Below are 19,879 nucleotides of genomic sequence, written 5' to 3' on the forward strand. Positions count from 1 at the left end.
GACAAACTTGATTTTACAACAAAAAAATGGCTCCCGGCTACTGCCGGTGCCATTTTTTTGTTTTCAGAACTATCTTAGTGCGACAGCCCCTTTTTGTTTTGTTCGTTTATCGTGGTTTTTTCTGTAGGAGCAGCATATGGTTGTCATACTGAAGAGGCTGGTTCCTATCAGGAATAAAATCATACTGTTTTGGTAAAGAACCGGTGAATAGCCGGCAAGCATCAACTCGCGAAGAGTGTTGGAAAAATAAGATAAGGGGAAGGTATAAGAGACGACCGTTCCGACTATATCCATAGCTTCCCGCGGCCAGGTATAGCCTGATAATACAAAGGCCGGAACGGTGTAAGCGATGGATAGCCTGGTAAAGGTCAGTTCGGAATGGCAGAGGGAAGCAAGGAAAGCTCCCAGCGAAACGGCTGCAAAAATAAAAGTAGAGGAGAGCAATAATAAACTGGGTAAAGAAGCTCTGCCGGGAATGTTAAAAAGGTATATGGCGGCTGATATGGTAAGAAAAAAGGTCAGTGTGCCTGAAATCCAATAGGGCAATAATTTTCCTGCCATGATGCTTAGCGGGTGGGCCTGGCTTAATTCTCCCGGATGCCGGTATTCATTCTGGACGCTGGCACCGATTGCCAGGAAGATACCTTGTTGAAAAGCGGCCATAGACAAGCCCAGAACAAAAAAGTAGAGATAGCTTTGCGTCGGATTGTTAAGTACCCGCAACCGGAATTCAGCCGGAACAGTCTTGTTTTCAGCCATAGCAGGCATTTGACCGGCGTTTGTTTCCGTTAACCTGGTGCCTGTTTCCCGGGAAAAGGCCGCAATAATCTCCTGGGCAGCTGAAGTTACCGTATTAGCGATAAGAATATTGGCGCCGTCAGCCATTAGAAGAACTGTGGAAGAGCGCCCGGCTTTGGCATCCTGGGCAAACTTCTTGGGAATATGTACGGCAGCGTAGCCTTCTTTTTCCTGCAGTGCCTGCTCCATCTCGATCTGTGTTGAGACATAGTCAACGATTTGAAAGCGCTCGGAGTCGTCAAAATTCTGAATCAGTGTGCGGCTGAATTGCGTTTGGTCTTCATCGCAGACAATCAAAGGAACTGCTTTTATCGTGTGAGTACTATATAATAGACTGAATAAAATCAGATAGGCCAGGGATGCACCGAACAGGAAAACGGCTCGCCGGCGGTCTGTAATAAATAGTTGGCCGATTTCCCGTTTGCATATCTGTCGCCAATTCATGGGGAAACCTCCTTTGTAGGTTGCAGCTCAAACTTTTTCCGGCGAAGGGTGAACACCAGCAGCGTGGTTAGCTGGAGGCCGAGCCCTCCGGCAAACATGCTAAGACTGTTTGACAACAGGGATGGGGAATAACCTGCTAATAACATATCGCGCAGTGTATCTGCCATATAAGTAAGCGGCATAAGCGAGGAAAAAAATCGCGCCACAGCATTCATGGCCCAAGAAGGCCAACTGAGGCCGCTGTATAACAGGCCGGGCATAATATACAGCAGCGGTACCTGCAGAGCGGCAACTTCACTGCTGGTAATGGCCGAAAAGAAAAAGCTGAGATTAATGACGAGAAAGGTAAATGCACTGACCAGGAGCAGGAGGCTCAGCGCATTTGTGCGAACCGGTACCCCGAAGCCCAAATTCATGATAGCCAGGCAGATGATAAAGGCTGCTGTGGCGCAGCCCCAGACGGGTAACAGCTTGCCGAGGACAAGCGTCGATGCGGAGGTCTGCCGCCAGCGGGAAAGCCGGCTGTATTCCCGGACGATAAGCGGGCCTGCCACCAACAGGATGGCGATTTGCAAGCCGTTGGCTGCTAAACCAGGCAGCATAAAATTGGTGTAGGCGGTAGTCGGGTTGTTAATAATTCTGATCCCCAATTTAACCGGAGCGGTAGTCCGCAGTGCCGGAGCCGGCAGTTGATTGAGCGCTTCCAGCAATTTCTGGCCGGTGGCTGCCGAGAAAGTCTGTACAATCTCCTGACAGGAGGAAATCACGGCATTGGCAAACATCACGTTGGTCGAGTTTGTTTCAATCAGAATTTCGGAGGACATGCCCAGTTTGATCTGCTGAGAAAACCTGGCTGGAATAGAGACGGCAACCAACGCCTTATCTTCCCGGAGCCAGCGTTCCATTTCTTCCTGCGTAGTAACTTGAGCAACAACTTTATAGCGTTCTGAGTCCATATACGCCTGAGCTAATGACCGGCTAACCGTTGTCTGATCCTGGTCGTAGATGACAGTGGGGATATATTTAACGACATTGTTGCTGTAAGTGAAGCCAAACAGGATGGTATACAGAATAGGCAGGCCAATAAGCAGCAAAACGGTGGGGGCTGTAGGAGCAAAGAGCCTGCGCAGTTCCAGCAGCAGCACTTCTTTTAGTTTCATCAGTTGACACCGTCCATTAATTTGAAGCGCATGCCGGGGCGGATTTTCTCGGAATTGACCTGGATCTTGACATTAAAGGTAATAATATCATTGTCACCGCGTTCGTTGGTGGCCCGGTAGGTGGCAAATTCCGCCTTCTTGCTAATATCGACGACGGTTCCAGCTAAGATAAGATTGCTGTCCCGCCCCTGGACCTTAACCTGCTGCTGAACAGAGTAGCGGGAAAGGTCGGTCTCCTTTACTTTTAAATTGACCCAGTTGTCCAACGGGTCCTGGATGGCTACTAAGGGCATACCCTGCGATACCATGGCGCCTTCTTCTATATACTTGGCGGTGATGATACCGTCAAAAGGCGCGCGTATTTCTGTTTCGTCCAGAGATACCTCCACCTGCTGCAAGGTAGCTTGTGCCTGCGCCACCTTGCTATGCATGGTGGCTTCATTGGCCGTATTTACATCGGTTTGCAACAGCCCGGCCTGAGCTGCCTTTAAACCGGCCTGGGCCTGACTGTACGCAGCCTGAGCCACTTGATATTTAGTCCGGTACGTATCAAATAATTGTTTGGAAATGGCACCCGACGCCAGCAGCTCACTGTACCGGTTATAATCATTTTCGGCTAACGCTAAATCGGACCGGGCTTTTTCTAATTGGGCTTGGGCGGTATGCAAGGCGGCTTTGGACGTTTGATCCTGCAGTATGGTAACGGTAGCTGCCTGGGCTGTTTGGGCCTGTAACGCATTGATATTGGCTTTTGCCTGACTGACTTGAGCGACAATATCCCGGTTGTCGATACGCGCCAAAAGCTGTCCTTGACTTACTTTGTCGCCTTCTTTTACGAGCAGGCTGACGACACGTCCCGGTATTTTTGAGTTAATATCGACCTCCTTGGCTTCAGCCCTGCCCCATATTTCAGTAGTTGCCATGCTGTTTCCACAGCCGGTCAGCATAGAAATCGATACAACTGATAATAGGATATAGATGGGCCAGTTCCAGGAGCGGTTGTGCCTGATTCTGATTAGGGACATGTTCTTTCCTCCTTGTTAATACCTGATATCTTAGATGAAATCGAAATTCACGCAGGGAGCCGGTACTGGAAAACAGAGATCGGCGAGAATTTTGTACCTTTATGTACTGAAATAGTATTTATGGTACTGGCGGGGTATAAGTAAAGCGCTGCAATAGCGCATGTACTTATCAATCGAAACTCTTAAATTACTTTCTTACGGAAATTCCTTGAATGATTACATCCAGCATCGCCGACATGGCATCCGGGTAGGTCATGTTGTTTTCACTGAGAAAACGGTAACTGTTCAAGTCATTCATCGTGCTGATGATCATTTGCTGAACGATCTTTATATTCACCGGCCGGATAATAGCAGCATCCATTCCTTGCGAAAGGAGGTCAGACAGACGGTTCATCCGTTCCTGGCGGAATTGGATTACCTTTTTCCATTCCTCCGGATAGGTTAGGCGCAAATCGTCATATACACGGTCATGAAACGGCTCGAAAGCCTTCGGTGAAATCAGTAGTGCGGCTTTTAACTTCTCAACAACCGGCAAATCGGAATTATATAGTTTTTCCTCTTGCTCCCGCAGATCCTGTAAAACCATATCCAGGATGGTGGCAATCAATTCATCCTTGGAAGAAAAATGTTCATACAGTGATGATTTGCTGATACTTAGCCGTTTAGTAAGATCACTCATTGTAAATTTGAAACCCCGTAAATTAATTTCTTCTACGGTTGCCAGAATAATTCGATTGCGCAAATCATCACCTCATTAGCTTTGTACCGAATAGAACCGATTTGGTACCCGTCTTACAAGTGCATAATATACCAATTGCTTTCTTGTGTCAATACCAAGGTGCCGGAGAAACTGTTGGAACATTTTTATTTCTGCCGGAATTTAAGGGACGGCAATTGTTCGTATTTGTGAAAGTCCTGGTAAGATAGGCGGAACCGGAAAAATTATACAGTTAAGCTTCAGGTTCAGGCTAATCGACTTTGGCAAAGATATAAATGACAGCTGTGCTTTGAAGCACTAAATTACACTGTGAAGGGGCTGTGAAAGCTGAACAGGAATCCATCTAATCAACAGGTACAGAAAGGTATACTCCTTTTCATTTTAATTTTAGGGGCCTTTTTATCGCTTTTAAATCAGACGATATTAAATGTTGCCTTGCCCGATTTGATGAGGCAATTTGAGGTTACTACAACAACTATCCAATGGTTATCCACTGGCTTTATGTTGGTGAATGGTATTATAGTTCCTGCAACGGCTTATTTCATGAAAAGATTTACTACTAGGCAGCTATTTATCAGCTCAATGAGCTTATTGTTAGTGGGTACTTTCATTAACGCAATTGCACCCACCTTTGCTTTTTTATTAACAGGGCGATTAATTCAAGCTGTTGGTGCCGGTATCATTATGCCGCTATTAATGGTAGTCATCCTTGCGATATTTCCTGAGAATGGCCGTGGAACCGCAATGGGCACAATTGGCCTTGTAATGATAGTCGCGCCAGCCATTGCCCCAACCCTGGCCGGGTTCATTATCGAACATTTTTCATGGCGATGGATATTTATTGGCATGTTTCCGCTGGTCGTCAGCGTAATTGTTTTATCAGCGAAATATCTGGTAAATGTATCGGAACCGTCTAAGCCCCAATTAGATGTCACCAGTATTATTCTATCTACGCTTGGGTTCGGGGGAATTCTTTATGGGTTTAGCAGCGCCGGCGACAAAGGCTGGGGAAGTACAATCGTGATAAGTTGTTTAATTGTCGGTGTGTTTTCATATTGCGCATTGGCATGTCTCTCATTACGATGCCGATTAATACTGGGGGATTGAATGCGCTTCCTCAGCACTTAAACGCAGACGGAACAGCTGTTAGCAATACGGTTCGACAAGTAGCCGGTTCGATTGGAACCGCCCTTCCTGTAACGATTATGACAATAAGAACACAAAATCATAGCGATGAATTACTTCAGTCTGGCGATATGCTGTCCCAAGCTCAGATTGTTAGCCAGGCTTCTATACTTGGCATAAATGATGCTTATATTTTTACTGCAGTTATCGTTGGTATAGCACTTTTGGTGACTATCTTTGTGCCCTCCCAAAAGGTATAGAAGTAAGTGCAATATGCCTGCGCACAAGCCGAAATGGAAAAGGAGTGCTGAGGCCAATAGCCATAAGAGAATGGAGGATGTCCAGTTAAATATTGGGGGGAATCTTGCCCCAACTCTGAAGCACTCAAGTGATAACCACGAGGATAACAACAGAAAGAGTCAAGAAAGATCCTGCAATATTTTACATAAATATCGCAGGATCTTTTCATTTTTATAGGAATTATAACTAGTAACAGAAATGCTTTATTCATAACCTAATGACCGTAAAAGTCTAAACAGTTTGGATAAACCCAAGTGGCACGGAGGTGATTCCTATACGCTATTCACTGAATTTACAAGGAAAAATCGTTCTCCTCGTTTGCAGTGTCGTGTTACTGGCGCTCTTGGCTACCAATTGGCTCATTTCTAAGAGTGTTGCGGAAAACATAACGGAACAAATGGGACGAACGGTATTATATATAGCCCGTACTATTGCGCATTCGAATGTTGTTGCCGAAGGGTTAGCCGGTGTGCGCAAGGAAAGTGATATTCAAGTTTATGCTGACTCCATACGAAGTCTTACCGAATCGGCGATTGTTGTTGTTTTTGATATGCAGGGAATTCGCAAATCCCACCCTGACGAAACGCTGTTAGGTACCCACATTATCGGTGGTGATGAAGAGGCGGTGCTCAGAGGTGAGGAGTACCTTTCTTTTGCCACCGGAACGGTTGGGCCCTCGCTCCGAGCCTTTGCACCAATAAACTATCATGGACAACAGGTAGGGGGTGTAGTCGTAGGTATCCGTGTGGACGACATTGAGCACGCGGTGGATGAGAATCGTAAACGGATTTTTATTACGATGCTGCTGGGAATGGCAATTGGGATCGCGGGAGCTATTTTGCTGGCCCGCAGTGTGAAGCAAACCTTGTTCGGGCTTGAGCCGGCGGGCATAGCGAAGCTGCTGGAAGAACAAAATGCTATGCTGCACTCGGTAAAGGAAGGTATTCTGGCAGTTGATTTGTCAGGAAAAATTACTTTGGTTAATGAGGCGGCAATTGCTATGCTTTCTGCCGGTGGGACTACCGGTAACCCCATTGGCCGGGAAATCGATAGCTTTGTACCGAATAGCGAGTTAACCCGTATTTTAAAGACGGGCCTGCCGGAGCTGCATAAAGAACAAGACTTAAATGGTATCCACATTATTACCAACAGGGTACCAATCCTGGTTAATGGTAAAATTGTTGGTGCGATTGCTACGTTCCGGGATAAAACAGAAATTAACCAGCTAGCAGAGGAGCTAACTGGCGTAAGAGTTTATGTAGAAGCTTTACGTTCACAGGCCCATGAATTTATGAATAAGCTGCATGTTATTCTGGGGCTAGTACGACTGGAGAGCTATGATCAGCTTACGAACTACATTAAACGTATCGCCGACGACCAGGAAGCAGAAGTGTCCTTTATAAGCAAGCGAATTAAGAATCCGGTTGTAGCAGGTCTTGTGCTGAGCAAACTCAGTAAATCAAGAGAAATGGGCGTCTCGATGACAGTTGAAGAGAATACCTGTATGCTGTCCGAGCCCGCAGCGGTTGTTAATCATGAATTAGTCACCATTTTAGGAAACCTTATTGATAATTCACTGGAAGCGGTTCAGGCTGCCGGTGAAAAGAAGGTGTCCTTAAGTATACGGGCCGATCATGCCGCGATTACTATTCAGGTCTTCGACAGCGGTCCCGGCCTGGAGCCCGATGTAAAGGCCCATATTTTCCAAAAGGGTTTCTCTACAAAATCCGAGAACCGTGGCTTTGGCCTGTATTTGGTAAATAACAGCATACAAAGGCTAAATGGCCAGATAGAATTCAAAACATCCACTACTGGTACGGAGGTTGTTGTAATCATTCCTGCCGGGCAAGAAGGAGAAGAATATGATTCAGGTACTTATTGTTGAAGATGATCCCATGGTCGCCGATCTTAACCGTCGTTATCTGGCAAAAATTGAGGGATTCAAGACGAAAGGGATTGCTGGCAGCTATCAACAAGCACTTGAAATGCTGGCGTTTGGCGGCATTGATTTAGTTTTAGTGGATATTTTTATGCCAGGACTAAATGGCTTGGAGCTGCTTGCCAAAATAAGAGAAGTTGGGCATGGCGTGGATATTATTATGGTGACGGCCGCGAGGGATACTGATAGTGTAAAGCAGGCATTACGTCTTGGAGCAGTAGATTACTTAATCAAACCATTCGAATTTGAACGGCTGGCAATGGCTTTACAAAAATATAAAGCCCGGGTAGATGCCATTCACAGTCGGGAGCTTGTATGCCAGCGTGATATTGATACTCAGTTTCTGGAACGCCCTGCGTGCTGCAGCCTGCCAAAAGGGTTAGATAAGAATACGCTGCAGATGATTAAAGGGCTGATTAATAAGTCGGGGGCATTTACAATTGAGGAGATGGCCAAACACGCCGGTATTTCGAGAGTTACGCTCAGAAAGTATCTTGATTATCTGGTTGATAACGGCAGTTTAACGATTGAGTTAGTTTATGGTCCTGTAGGCAGACCGGTTAATCGGTATGTGCCCTGTAAAACTGAATAGAATAATTGACTGCGGGCTGCTGCCCGCAGTTTTTATTTGCAATAAGTTTTAAAAACTTTAAAAAAGGTTAAAGATTTTGGAGCTTCGGTTATTCTGAATTCAGAAAATCCTTAATCTGCATAATTTTCAAAACCGGCAGATGAGGAGCAAATTAAGCAAAGAGGAGAATTTCGATGAAAACAGAACTCCAAAACGCTGTTTCCACCAAGGAAACGCATCCCCTGATGGCCTTTAAAATCGGCCCGCTTCCGCTTCCTATCTATCTTATTTTAGCTGCTATTATCTTTGCGGCGTCGGTTTATGGGAAACTCCCGGCAGACATGATCGGCGGCATAGCCGTAATGATGGTCATGGGTATGCTGCTGGGGGATATCGGCTTGCGGGTGCCCGTACTAAAGGAGATCGGTGGTCCGGCAATACTATCTATTTTTATTCCCTCTGTTATGGTTTTTTACAATCTTATTAATCCGGCTGCTATGAAGGCCATCACCGCATTTATGAAGGGTTCCAATTTCCTTTACTTCTATATTTCCTGCTTAGTAACCGGCAGTATATTGGGGATGCAGCGGGTAGTCCTGATACAAGGTTTTCTCCGGATGTTCGTACCCCTATTGGTAGGAACGGCAGCCTGCATTGCGGCCGGCGTAGCCGTTGGCACGCTGACAGGTATCGGTGCATACCGCTCGTTTTTTTATGTAGTGATTCCCATTGTTTCCGGTGGTGTTGGGGAAGGAATATTGCCGCTGTCAATGGCTTATGCAGAAATTACCGGACTGACTAATGATAAATTTATCCCTCAGCTTGTTCCTGCAGCAATGCTTGGCAACGTGTTTGCCATTATGGCTGCCGGCTATTTGCGGCGACTGGCGGAAAGGCGTCCGGAACTTTCCGGTAACGGTGTACTTGTCAAATCGGGTGATGATGAGCTCATCCGGGCTGCTCAGTCAACAGAAAAACCAGTGGACTTCTCTTTAATGGGAGCAGGGCTGGTGCTGGCAATGAGCTTCTTCGTCTTTGGACAGTTACTAAACTTATTTGTTCCTATTCCAGCACCTATTATTATGATTTTTTCAGCAGCACTTATCAAAGCTTTTGGTATCATGCCTGCCAAGATGGAGCAAGGCGCTTATCATTTATATCGCTTTATTACCAGCAGTTTGACCTGGCCGCTGCTGGTAGGTGTAGGCGTATTGTATACTCCATGGAAAGACGTAATAGCTGCAATTACGCCGGCATATATTGCAACTTGCTTCGCTACGGTGGCAGCTATGATCACCTCCGGTTTTTGCATTGCCAAGTATCTGAAAATGTATCCAATTGAATCTGCTATTGTTACCGCCTGCCATAGCGGGTTAGGCGGAACCGGTGATGTTGCCATCCTTTCGGCTTCTAACCGGATGGAACTGATGCCTTTTGCCCAAATATCAACCCGAATTGGCGGGGCCTGCATGGTCGTTATCGCTGCGATATTAATGCGGATGTTGAATTAATCAAGCAAGGAGGAAGGAAGATGAGCCAATTAAAAGTATCGCTGGCAGGGACGTTAGAATCGAGTGACATTCTTGTCACCGTTGAGCCTCGTGATACAGGGTGCGGCATACAAATTGAGCTGCAGAGCCTGGTGTTCGCCCAGTATGGGGAGCAAATTAAAAAAGTGATTCAGGATACGGTAAAAGAACAAGGTATCCGCGATATCTACATAAAGGCCGTTGACAGAGGTGCGCTGGACTGCACGGTAAGAGCACGTATTTTAACTGCCTTATCCCGTGCCGGGGTTGTGCTAAAGGAGGAAAGCTTATGGAGATGAGAAGAACACTGCTGTTTATCCCTGGCAACAACCCTGGAATGCTGCAAAATGGGGGGATTCTTGGTGCTGATTCGGTTATCCTCGATCTGGAGGATGCAGTTGCGCCACATGAGAAAGATGCGGCCCGCTTGCTGGTATGCCATGCCTTAAAGATGACTGACTTTGGCAGTTGCGAGAAGGTAGTGCGTATCAACCCTATTGATATTTCGGCCCAGGAGGATGTGGCGGCCGTAGTTCCTTGCCATCCGGACACGCTGCTTGTTCCCAAGGTCAACTGTGCTGCAGATATTCACCAGGTCGTACGCTGGATTGAAGCAAGTGAGAACAGCGGCCAGCAGCCGGTGAAAATTATCGCCCTTATTGAAACGCCACTCGGGATTGTAAATTGTTATTCGATTGCCGCAGCTCATCCGCGTGTTGTCGCGGTGGCGCTGGGCGCGGAAGATTACACGGCTGGTCTTGGTACTTCGCGAACCGGGGACGGGCAGGAAATCTTCACTGCACGAGCCATTTTGGTAAACGCTGCGGCTGCTGCCGGAGTTCAGGCAATTGATACCCCTTTTACGGATGTCCTTGATGAAGAGGGGCTCGCGGCAGATATCGCTTTTGCGAAAAAAGTAGGTTTCAAGGGAAAGCTCGTGATTAATCCCCGGCAGGTGGATGCCATTCACGCCGGCTTTAGTCCGAGTGCTGCCGAGATTCAATGGGCTCACCGGGTGGTTGCAGCTATACGGGAAGCAGAAGAGCAAGGGGCCGGAGCAATTGCATTGGACGGAAAAATGATCGATAAGCCCATTGTTGACCGGGCGGAAAGACTCCTACAACTGGCTCAGGCACTGGGTCTGGAAGGAGGACGGGAATGATGCAAAATGGAATTGGCCGCACAGTGCCGGGCTATGTCGAAGGATATGGGGATATAAGACTATTTACCGGCGCCTTTCAAACGCTCCCTAATATGCTTCGCCGGGCGCCTGCTGTTAAGATGCGCACACCTTCTGACAGCAAGCTGGTTGGCGGCCTGGAGGAAGTCTTTCGCCGCATTCCGGTAAAAGACGGCATGACCTTATCTTTTCATCACCACTTCCGTAATGGTGATGGAGTACTGAATCTGGTACTGGCGACGGCGGCTAAACTTGGTATCAAGAACCTGAATATTGCTGTCAGCTCAGTATTTCCGGTGCATGCACCTTTACTAGAGCACATTAAAAATGGAGTTGTCACCGGACTTGACACAAACTATATGTCAGGGCCGGTTGCCGAGGCTGTTTCCCACGGGATACTCAGCCGGCCTGTAATCATGAGAACACACGGCGGGCGCGCCCGCGCTATTGAGTGCGGCCAGCTTAAGATTGATGTTGCCTTTATAGCGGCGCCTGCCGCCGATGATTATGGTAATATCAATGGAACAATGGGCCCCACGGCTTGTGGATCGCTTGGCTATGCAATACCTGATGCCGAATACGCCGACCATGTAGTAGCGGTAACGGACTACCTTTGTGAATATCCGCTATCACCTGCCTCCATATCGCAGACCAGGGTGGACTATGTAGTAGCTGTAGACGTCATTGGTGATCCTGCGGGCATAGTTTCGGGCAGTACCAAAGTAACAAAAGACCCCGTAGGGTTAAAAATAGCGCAAACGGCAGCCCAGGTTATAAAAGCAGCCGGATTAATAAAAGAAGGCTTGTCCTTCCAGACGGGAGCAGGTGGGGCCTCGCTGGCCACGGCTCATTATATTGGGAAAATGATGGAACAGCAAGGCGTAACGGCTAGTTTTGCCATGGGGGGGATTACAAGCTATCTGGTTGATATGCTCAATCGGGGGTTACTGCGTAAAATTACCGATGTGCAAGGGTTTGATTTAGAGGCGGTCCGCTCGATTGGGACCAATCCAAATCACATTGAAGTCAGTGCTGGTGTTTATGCTAATCCTTTTAATTCCGGCTGTATTGTAAACAAACTTGATACCGTTTTTCTTGGGGCAACTGAAATTGATACAGATTTTAATGTTAATGTCACTACCGGCTCCAACGGAGTAATCATGGGTGGATCGGGCGGGCACAGCGATGCGGCGGCAGGTGCCAAGCTAACGCTCATTGTTGCCAATCTACTGAGAGGGCGCCTGCCGACTGTCAGGGACAAAGTTCTGACTGCTACGACACCCGGTGAAACGGTAGACGTATTGGTAACGGAACGAGGAATAGCCGTGAATCCGCTGCGGACGGATTTAGCTGAAAAACTATTGGCGGCCGGATTGCTGGTGGAAGATATTCATGATCTTAAGCGCAAAGCAGAAAAAATGGCAGGTGTTCCCAAGCCCATCAAGACCAGGGAGCGGATTGTGGCCGTAGTCGAATACCGGGATGGAACCATTATCGATGTTGTACGGCAAGTAAACGACTAGTACTAAGACCCGAAGCGTCAGGAGATTGCCAAAATAGGCTCGCACCTTTACAGGTTGTGAGCCTATTTCGGTTTAGCGATAAGGGACACAGCTATTGACTTTTAAACAAACTTATCATATTATTTAATTGTCAATGACAATTAAATTTGAGAAGGTGAAAACGATGTATATTCTAAATGATGCTATTAGTTTTATTCTTAGTAGAACATATTCAAAAATGAAAAACCTATTTCTAAAAGAGTTGAAAAAATATGGGATTACTCTTGAGCAATGGGTGTTGCTTGCTCAGCTTTCGGAAAAGGAAGGAATTTCACCAACTGATTTATCTTTGGTATCACTTAGGGATAAGCCCTATACGACGAGACTGATCGACCGGTTAGCGGAAAATGGCTTAATTTTTAAGGAAGAAAGTAAGGTTGACAAGCGGTCGATATTCATTTATCTAACACAACAAGGCGCAGAAATAAAAAAAGAGATTATTCCCCTCGCTGATAAAATTAATGAATGGTTAGTTGAGAACATGGACGAACAAGAAGTAAAAAGTCTGAAGGTTTTATTGCATAGAATGCACAGTAATATCCAATCGCATAGTCGGGACAGTTAAAACATTTGCTTTATTTTTTACGCATATAGTTGTCAATGACAATTATATGGGCGGTACAATTACTGTAGGTAGTACGTTGATGATGAGAATAAGTGAATAAGAGAGGTGTAAGGTTATGAATTATGTAAGGCAGTATTGGCAAGATATTGGTGGTATTATAGGGGTAGGAGTATGTGTTATTTTACTTTTTTATCATCAACATATGCCAGAACTCCAAGTGATTTTATGGCTGAGTTTTGTTGCAATTCTTTTTCATCAGTTTGAGGAGTATCGCTGGCCAGGATATTTCCCCGGTGTTTTTAATATCATCATATTTAAAAGCGCCAATCCGGAGCAGTATCCATTAAACAGCCACTCTGCAATGGTCATTAATCTATTAATTGCCTATGGTTTTTATTTGCTTCCGGTTATTTTTCCCAATCAAATATGGTTGGGATTAGCACCAATATTTATGGGGTTTTTCCAATTGCTATGGCATGGTGTATTTGCCAATTCAAAAATAAAGGGGATTTATAATCCTGGTCTCGCTGCTGTAATCTTGTTGCATGTGCCGGTAGGGGGCTGGTATATTCATTATATTACGGCTCACAAATTAGTAACAACGTATGATTGGATACTGGGAATTGCCTATTTTATTGCAGCTACCTATGTATTAATTGTGAAAGGTAACTTATGGATGAAAAATGAGAAGTCCATTTTCCGTTTTAGCCAAAAACAACTAGGGCCTTATCGTTCACGGTAAAGCTAGAAACTAATAAACTGACGCAGACTAACTGCGTCAGTTTATTAGTTTCTGCAATAGGCAATCCGTCCGGCGGAGGCTGCTTGCCAGCCGGATAAAAAAAACAATTTTGCCGCCTGCTGTTTTAGGTGTCAGCTATCAAATCACTTTAGCAATCAACTGAATCAGATTAAAATACTTTCCGCCCTCAGCTTTCATCATTTTGATGTCCTCCGCGACAATGGGATGATATGCGGTCAGCCATTCTTTCCACGCCTGGCTGCAGCAGGACATCTCGCGGCTGTCTACTAGTTCAATGCCCTCGGCCTTGTTCCACAGATCTTTCCACCAAGCAAGAGAGTGCAGGGTTCTTTCTATCTCGCTATTCCAAAATGGCTGCATTTCCTCGGGGACATTTTTCCCGAACTCGTATGTTAAGCCGGGAATAGCCACCGCGATATACCCCCCTTTTTTCACAAAAGGAATGAGCGACGGGAGCATCTGAACTGTATCACCGAAATAATGATAAGCATCAACAGAAAATAACAGGTCGAAATATCTGTTTGCGAAAGGCAAGCCTTTGGTCGCGTCTACTGAAATCGGCACTACTTTATCGTCAATCCCGATAGCTTGGAACCGCTCATAGTTTTCAGTTGGAGAAATCCACAAGTCGGCGGCGAAAACTTTTGCACCGTATTTTTGTGTCAGCAAAAGTGTGGAAAGACCGCACCCGCAGCCAAGGTCAAGGATACGCATATTCTCATTGATGGTTAGGTAGGAGGCTAATTCTTCGGCTACCCGCATGGCATTAGGCCCCATCATGGCAGCTTTTAAAAACTCCATGTTATTCTGATTGGAATTAAATTGATTTGTAAATGTAAACATACTGGTTTTCCTCCATGAAGTCTTTTCGCTTATTGGTATAAATCAAGTATAATAGTTATAGGATTACCATACACCCTGCAAGATAACTCAGAAACAAAAAAGCGACACGGCAAATTTACCGTGTCGTTCTCGCTTTAGCATTGGTTTTTTTTAGCAGCCACTATTTTATAGATTGTTTTGGGTGATAAATAATTACAACAAGCGATATCATCAACCGAGATACCGTTTTGATACTGGGAAAAAATGACCTCGTTGCGATCCTGAACATATTGCCTGCTGCTTTTTACTTCTCCCCACCGCTTTTTATGCTCTGCCTTTCGGGGAATATAAATATATTCTCCGTCAATATATTGTTGTATTGCTGCTAATAGATCGGCGGGAATTACACTAACGGCGTTCTTGTAGCCCATTATGCTCCTCCTAAAATTGTAGTTTTAGGATGGGGCAAAGGCTATCTTACTGCATGTTTGTTATGCGATAGCCCTGGCCCCGCATAACACCGACTCCGAATCATACATACCATATTTAAACATAAACTCATATCTCCTTTACGATAAATAGTATGTTTCATCAGCAGTTTACCACAAAAAAGCTGCAAAGAAAAGCGTGCCGTGCCGCCGCTTTTTCGCTATATTTGTATATGAAGGCTTAGACCTGATAAGCTAATTAGCAGCAGCTAGAAAATATGGGAGGGATGCAATGCTGGTGTGTATAGCATTAGATGGCGACGCTAAAGATACGGATAAGAATGATTATGAGAATATGCTAGGGTTACTTAGGAAGGTGAAAGATGCAGCTATTATATGCAAGCGGAATAATTATTTTGTTGCTTTTTATTTGGTTTTTCTGGAGAGTACTCTCCAGAAATAAAAGTATTCCTTGTCCTTCATGGCTTTACTGGGCAGTTGAACTCGAAAACCCTTTGGCGAGAGGCAGTCAGTCGAAAAGCATTATTTCCGGACTTAATGCTGAAGAAGGAATGACGATACTTGATATTGGCTGTGGGCCAGGCCGGGTAAGTATACCTTTGGCAAAGATAGTTGGTGAGCTAGGGACAATTATTGCAGTTGATATTCAGCAAGAGATGCTGGATATTGTTAAAAGAAAGGCAGCGAAGGAGAATATCCAAAATATTACTGTTGTGAATGTTCCCATGGGCGCAGGAAAGCTTATAGGGTTTCAAGCTGATAGAGCAGTATTAGCTGCAGTTCTTGGTGAGATACCAAACAGAACGATTGCGCTCAGAGAAATATACGACTCATTAAAGCCCGGTGGAATACTTGCGATTTCAGAAACTATGTTTGATCCCCATTACCAAAGCAAGCAAACCATCTTAGAGCTGGTCAAATCAATGGGTTTTACGCAAGTCGGTTTTATTGGAAATAAGCTGGCATATACAATATACTTAAAGAAAGATAATTAAGGATGAAAGTAGCTGGCATCAGTTAGTTTTTTACAGTTAGAAGACAAGAATGCAAATAAAAGGAAGGTGCTAGAAGGATGAAAAGTGTTACTGTACTGATAACAGATTGGTGTCCACATTGTAAAAGAGCGATTGATTGGATTGATGAAGTAAAGCAAGAAAACCCGAAGTATAAAGATATTAAAGTGGAATTCATTGATGAAGAGAAGGCTCCTGCCGTTGCCAAGCAATATGATTATTATTATGTGCCAACTTATTATATCGAAAAACGTAAAATTGTTGAGGGTGGCACGACTAAAGAGGCTGTACGGAAAGTATTTGAGGAAGCCATTAAAACAGATGACGTTTCTTGATTGCCAAGAATATAAACAGTAAAAGAAGCTCCTTGCTAAATTCTGGATGAATATGGCAGGAGTTTTTCTTTTATATAGGAATTAAGGATATAAAAGTGATATAGGACCAATGTTGCAGCCGTCAAAGCAGGTTTGCGGAGGAGGATAGAATGAAAACATTACTATTCGCGTTAAAAGGGTTTGAAACCATGGAGTTTAGTGTTTTTGTCGATGTTTTGGGATGGGCGAGGCACGATTATAAGTATGATGTGCCGGTTGTCACATGTGGATTTCAAAAAGAAGTGATCAGTACTTTTAACGTTCCCATTTTGGTTGATAAGACGATTGACGAGATAAACGTTGACGACTATGCTGCGCTGGCAATTCCAGGCGGGTTTGAGGAATTCGGATTTTATGAAGAAGCCTACGATGAACGATTTTTACATCTAATCAGGGAGTTTGATAGGCAGCAAAAAATAATTGCAGCCATTTGCGTAGCTGCACTGCCTGTGGGGAAGAGCGGAGTATTAAGGGGGCGAAAGGCCACAACCTATCATCTCGGAGGTGCATTTCGCCAAAAACAGTTGAAAGAGTTTCAGGTTGAGGTAGTAAATGAGCCAATTGTAGTGGATCAAAACATCATTACCTCGTATTGCCCGGAGACTGCTGCCGGTGTAGCTTTTAAGCTTTTAGAGAAGTTGACTTCGAACGAGAAAATGAGCATTGTAAAACATGCAATGGGATTTAAAGTGAAAGAGGACCTGGGAATACGATAAGATGAAAACTCTTGTGATATATAAATCAAATACTGGTTTTGTAAAAAAGTATGCCGAATGGATTTCTCAAGATTTATCAGCCGATATGATTGAGGTATCAATGGCTAATCCGGCCATGCTGTGCTCTTATGATACTATAATTTACGGTGGCAGCTTACATGCAGTTGGGATTATAGGACTTAATTTTTTAAAGGAAAATCTCGCTAAGCTTAAAGATAAAAAGGTGATTGTTTTTGCTGCCGGCGCAACGCCTTACCGGGAAGAAACGATAAAAGAAGTGCGGGATAAAAACTTTACTCCCCAAGAACAGGAACAGATCAAATTCTTTTATCTTAGGGGCGGTTTTGATTTCAGCAAACTAAAACTCTTGGACAAGCTTCTTATGACGATTCTTTGGGTAAAACTAAAAATGAAAAAACAGCATGAATTGACTTCCGATGAAAAGGGCATGTTGGCGGCTTATCACAACCCTGCCGACTTCACTAAAAAAGAATATATAAAACCGCTGGTAGATTGGGCGAATTCGTGCTAATTTATTGTCTTTAGCAGTGTGCTAGTAATCTTATATTGGAGGCAGGTTTAAGTGGATGATAAAAAAGCGCTATGGGGATTCAACCAAAAGCGACTGAGGGATATTTTCGTAAAGGCCGATAAATTTCCCGAGGCTATTCATCTATGCTTAGAGCAGCATGCTATGGTTCATACTTCTGAAATGTCACAGTCAAATGTAGTCACTTTTGAAGATGAATTATGGGAGGGTTTGCACAAAGATACTTTGTACGATGCCGACGATAAAAGATGAAACGATTGCCTGGTGTTTATGGCATATCACGAGAATAGAAGATATAACGATGAATATCTTAGTTGCCAATGAGACGCAGATCATCTATAAAGGAAACTGGCTGGAAAAGCTCGGTGTGACAGTCTGTGATACGGGTAATTCGATGACGGATGAAGAAATAATTGACTTAAGTTCCAGGTTGAGTATGCAAGAACTGCGTCAATACAGAATCGCAGTTGGCAGGACGACACGTGAAATCATTACTAGCCTTCAGCCAGCAGACTTAAAAGGCAAGATTAAATCTGACCGGCTGCAAAGAATTTTAGATGAAGGTGCTGTTTTAAATGTTGTGGGCGCCAATTGGTTAATTGACTTTTGGGGCAGAAAAAATGTGGCAGGAATTTTGCTTATGCCCGTGACCCGGCATCAAATGGTACATCTTAATGCCGCTATGCATCTTAAAAAGAAATGCCAACTGCAATAAGCCTGCTTACCGTCTTAGGTGGCATTGGCTCCATAAAAAGAACAGACATAATTATGTCTGTTCTTCTGCTATATTAACGGGCTTTAATTGGAAAGTAAATCAGTGTCGTTGATAGAGTTTTATTTTTTTCTCAAGATACATAACAGGAGGTCAGCTATTCTTCCCCCGGTTAATGAGAACATATCTTATCAGAATGAGGAGTGTTTTGCTTTTAAGAAATAATCAGTTGATTTTAAGCCAATATAATAATTCTTGACTGTAACATAAGTGTCATAGTTTATAATGAAGCCAGAGAAAGATGGAAAGGAGTTTATCCTGTGTTAATTAGAGAATTATCACGTAAAACAGGTGCGAGTATACGCTCAATAAGGCACTACGAAGCAAAAGGGCTGCTGACGGCAGGACGTTTGCCGAATGGCTACCGTGAATATGATGATGATGCAATTTCGCGGGTAAAAACCATCCAGTTCTATCTTAGCTTGGGGCTTACGACTGACAATATTGCCGAAATTATTGCTTGTCCCACTTTGCAACACAGTGATCGTCCCTTATGTCAGGAAGCTTATCAATTGTATCAAACGAAATTGCGCCAAATCGATGAGCAAATAAATCTGCTGCATTTTATCAGGGGGCGGTTGCAGCAAAGAATAGAGGATTTTGAGCAGTCGATGGAGTCGCAAAATCAGGACATTAGGAGGCCGTCTACCGATGATTATTGACAGTCATGCTCATGTCGTACTCCCACCAGAGCGGCAAATACAATGGATGGATGAGGCTGGGATTGATCTGACCGTTCTTTTTACTACTACGATACACCCAGAGACAGCCACCACGCTGCAGGCGTTTGAAACAGAATTGAATTTTCTATATGATATTTTAAACGGAGTAAAAAATCCCCTGCAGGAAAGGATTCGGGCTATTGAAGAGCTTGCCGGAGTAATCCAGGCAAACCCTGAACGATATATTGGCTTTGGATCAATCCCGCTTGGATTATCTTATTCAGAAAACCTGGAGTGGATCGAGCGGTATATAATAGCCAATAAGTTCCGGGGGATAGGGGAGTTAACACCTGGATCGGGCCAGGTGGAGAAGCTGGAGGAGTTATTTCGTGCCGCTCAGGAGTTTGATAATCTGCCATTATGGGTGCATACTTTTTTTCCTTTAAATAGCAGTGATATTAAGGTGTTACTAACGTTAGCAAAGCGTTATCCGCAAGTCCCGACAATCTTGGGACATATGGGCGGTATATATTGGCTCGATACACTAAAAGCGGTCAAAGAAATCCCCAATACGTATTTAGATCTATCTGCCGCCCCTACGACAATAGGCCCTTCCTTTGTCATTCGGGAATTGCCTGAAAGGACCTTTTTTAGTTCAGACGCTCCGTATGCTTCGCCATCAATCGCAAAAATGATTATTGAAAAATTGATAGCAGACCGCTATGTTTTCGATCAGGTTTTTGGGGAGAACATAGCGAGGCTTCTACGGATCTAATAGAAATAAAAGTATTCATGCTTTTAAAATCTCACGGTATACGCGAAGTATTAAACAAAAAGTTGAC

24 protein-coding genes are annotated in these 19,879 nt (G+C 44.5%); 18 read left to right on the plus strand and 6 right to left on the minus strand.

Going from position 1 to position 19,879, the window contains the following annotated elements; all coding sequences use genetic code 11:
- Window positions 1-69: 69 nt before the first annotated feature.
- From EV210_RS06475 to EV210_RS06490, 4 genes are all read right to left on the minus strand, one after another.
- The gene (locus EV210_RS06475; protein ID WP_132077407.1) at window positions 70-1,242 is read right to left on the minus strand and encodes an ABC transporter permease; all 1,173 of its coding nucleotides are present in this window, start codon (window positions 1,240-1,242) and stop codon (window positions 70-72) included.
- On the minus strand, window positions 1,239-2,402 hold the full coding sequence (locus tag EV210_RS06480; RefSeq protein ID WP_132077410.1) for an ABC transporter permease: 1,164 nt from the start codon (window positions 2,400-2,402) through the stop codon (window positions 1,239-1,241). The genes EV210_RS06475 and EV210_RS06480 overlap by 4 nt, the downstream gene beginning before the upstream one ends.
- Window positions 2,402-3,427, minus strand: coding sequence for an HlyD family secretion protein (locus EV210_RS06485; protein WP_132077412.1), 1,026 nt, complete (start codon window positions 3,425-3,427; stop codon window positions 2,402-2,404). The genes EV210_RS06480 and EV210_RS06485 overlap by 1 nt, the downstream gene beginning before the upstream one ends.
- 187 nt (window positions 3,428-3,614) lie before the next feature.
- Window positions 3,615-4,169 (minus strand): TetR/AcrR family transcriptional regulator, encoded by a 555-nt coding sequence (locus EV210_RS06490; protein WP_132077415.1) that lies wholly within the window; start codon window positions 4,167-4,169, stop codon window positions 3,615-3,617.
- Window positions 4,170-4,580: 411 nt separating this feature from the next.
- On the opposite strand from EV210_RS06490, the gene EV210_RS23030 reads away from it, so the two are divergent.
- From EV210_RS23030 to EV210_RS06535, 10 genes are all read left to right on the plus strand, one after another.
- Window positions 4,581-5,252 carry an MFS transporter gene (locus EV210_RS23030; RefSeq protein ID WP_243650457.1) on the plus strand — a complete coding sequence of 224 codons (672 nt, stop codon included), beginning with the start codon at window positions 4,581-4,583 and terminating at the stop codon, window positions 5,250-5,252.
- Window positions 5,213-5,530, plus strand: coding sequence for an MFS transporter (locus EV210_RS23035; RefSeq protein WP_243650458.1), 318 nt, complete (start codon window positions 5,213-5,215; stop codon window positions 5,528-5,530). Before EV210_RS23030 ends, EV210_RS23035 begins: the two co-directional genes overlap by 40 nt.
- A 305-nt stretch (window positions 5,531-5,835) precedes the next feature.
- Window positions 5,836-7,455: a DcuS/MalK family sensor histidine kinase gene (gene dcuS / locus EV210_RS06500; protein ID WP_243650459.1), complete on the plus strand. Its 1,620-nt coding sequence runs from the start codon at window positions 5,836-5,838 to the stop codon at window positions 7,453-7,455.
- Window positions 7,433-8,101 (plus strand): response regulator, encoded by a 669-nt coding sequence (locus tag EV210_RS06505; protein WP_132077418.1) that lies wholly within the window; start codon window positions 7,433-7,435, stop codon window positions 8,099-8,101. The genes dcuS and EV210_RS06505 overlap by 23 nt, the downstream gene beginning before the upstream one ends.
- A 173-nt stretch (window positions 8,102-8,274) precedes the next feature.
- Window positions 8,275-9,591 (plus strand): 2-hydroxycarboxylate transporter family protein, encoded by a 1,317-nt coding sequence (locus EV210_RS06510; protein ID WP_132077421.1) that lies wholly within the window; start codon window positions 8,275-8,277, stop codon window positions 9,589-9,591.
- 20 nt (window positions 9,592-9,611) lie between these two features.
- Window positions 9,612-9,908: a citrate lyase acyl carrier protein gene (gene citD / locus EV210_RS06515; protein WP_132077424.1), complete on the plus strand. Its 297-nt coding sequence runs from the start codon at window positions 9,612-9,614 to the stop codon at window positions 9,906-9,908.
- A complete protein-coding gene (locus EV210_RS06520; protein WP_132077427.1) occupies window positions 9,899-10,771 on the plus strand; it encodes an HpcH/HpaI aldolase/citrate lyase family protein in 873 nt (290 codons plus the stop codon). Before citD ends, EV210_RS06520 begins: the two co-directional genes overlap by 10 nt.
- Window positions 10,771-12,312 carry a citrate lyase subunit alpha gene (citF, locus tag EV210_RS06525; protein WP_132078256.1) on the plus strand — a complete coding sequence of 514 codons (1,542 nt, stop codon included), beginning with the start codon at window positions 10,771-10,773 and terminating at the stop codon, window positions 12,310-12,312. The genes EV210_RS06520 and citF overlap by 1 nt, the downstream gene beginning before the upstream one ends.
- Window positions 12,313-12,475: 163 nt before the next feature.
- On the plus strand, window positions 12,476-12,916 hold the full coding sequence (locus EV210_RS06530) for a MarR family winged helix-turn-helix transcriptional regulator (RefSeq protein ID WP_132077430.1): 441 nt from the start codon (window positions 12,476-12,478) through the stop codon (window positions 12,914-12,916).
- Between the two features lie 115 nt (window positions 12,917-13,031).
- Window positions 13,032-13,658: an HXXEE domain-containing protein gene (locus EV210_RS06535; protein WP_132077433.1), complete on the plus strand. Its 627-nt coding sequence runs from the start codon at window positions 13,032-13,034 to the stop codon at window positions 13,656-13,658.
- Window positions 13,659-13,796: 138 nt separating this feature from the next.
- Here EV210_RS06535 and EV210_RS06540 read toward each other — a convergent pair whose 3' ends face one another.
- Entirely contained in the window at window positions 13,797-14,522 is a 726-nt protein-coding gene (locus tag EV210_RS06540; RefSeq protein WP_132077436.1) for an SAM-dependent methyltransferase, read from the minus strand.
- Window positions 14,523-14,656: 134 nt separating this feature from the next.
- Window positions 14,657-14,932, minus strand: coding sequence for a CD3324 family protein (locus EV210_RS06545; protein ID WP_132077439.1), 276 nt, complete (start codon window positions 14,930-14,932; stop codon window positions 14,657-14,659).
- Window positions 14,933-15,312: 380 nt separating this feature from the next.
- On the opposite strand from EV210_RS06545, the gene EV210_RS06550 reads away from it, so the two are divergent.
- The 8 genes from EV210_RS06550 (at window position 15,313) to EV210_RS06580 (ending at window position 19,812) form a co-directional block, all read left to right on the plus strand.
- Entirely contained in the window at window positions 15,313-15,945 is a 633-nt protein-coding gene (locus EV210_RS06550; protein WP_132077442.1) for a class I SAM-dependent methyltransferase, read from the plus strand.
- A gap of 77 nt (window positions 15,946-16,022) precedes the next feature.
- Window positions 16,023-16,298, plus strand: a complete 276-nt coding sequence (locus tag EV210_RS06555) for a thioredoxin domain-containing protein (RefSeq protein WP_132077445.1) — start codon at window positions 16,023-16,025, stop codon at window positions 16,296-16,298.
- Between the two features lie 149 nt (window positions 16,299-16,447).
- A complete protein-coding gene (locus EV210_RS06560; protein WP_132077448.1) occupies window positions 16,448-17,053 on the plus strand; it encodes a DJ-1/PfpI family protein in 606 nt (201 codons plus the stop codon).
- A gap of 1 nt (window position 17,054) precedes the next feature.
- Window positions 17,055-17,585, plus strand: coding sequence for a flavodoxin domain-containing protein (locus EV210_RS06565; protein WP_132077451.1), 531 nt, complete (start codon window positions 17,055-17,057; stop codon window positions 17,583-17,585).
- Window positions 17,586-17,636: 51 nt separating this feature from the next.
- Complete coding sequence (locus EV210_RS22855; protein WP_207900672.1) at window positions 17,637-17,855, plus strand: hypothetical protein; 219 nt, start codon at window positions 17,637-17,639, stop codon at window positions 17,853-17,855.
- A complete protein-coding gene (locus EV210_RS06570) occupies window positions 17,836-18,318 on the plus strand; it encodes a DinB family protein (RefSeq protein WP_207900673.1) in 483 nt (160 codons plus the stop codon). The genes EV210_RS22855 and EV210_RS06570 overlap by 20 nt, the downstream gene beginning before the upstream one ends.
- 317 nt (window positions 18,319-18,635) lie before the next feature.
- The gene (locus EV210_RS06575) at window positions 18,636-19,037 is read left to right on the plus strand and encodes a MerR family transcriptional regulator (RefSeq protein WP_132077454.1); all 402 of its coding nucleotides are present in this window, start codon (window positions 18,636-18,638) and stop codon (window positions 19,035-19,037) included.
- Window positions 19,027-19,812, plus strand: a complete 786-nt coding sequence (locus EV210_RS06580; RefSeq protein WP_132077457.1) for an amidohydrolase family protein — start codon at window positions 19,027-19,029, stop codon at window positions 19,810-19,812. Before EV210_RS06575 ends, EV210_RS06580 begins: the two co-directional genes overlap by 11 nt.
- The last annotated feature ends 67 nt before the right edge of the window (window positions 19,813-19,879 follow it).

The organism is Anaerospora hongkongensis (genome assembly GCF_004339805.1).
GTDB classification, from domain to species: domain Bacteria; phylum Bacillota; class Negativicutes; order Sporomusales; family DSM-15969; genus Anaerospora; species Anaerospora hongkongensis.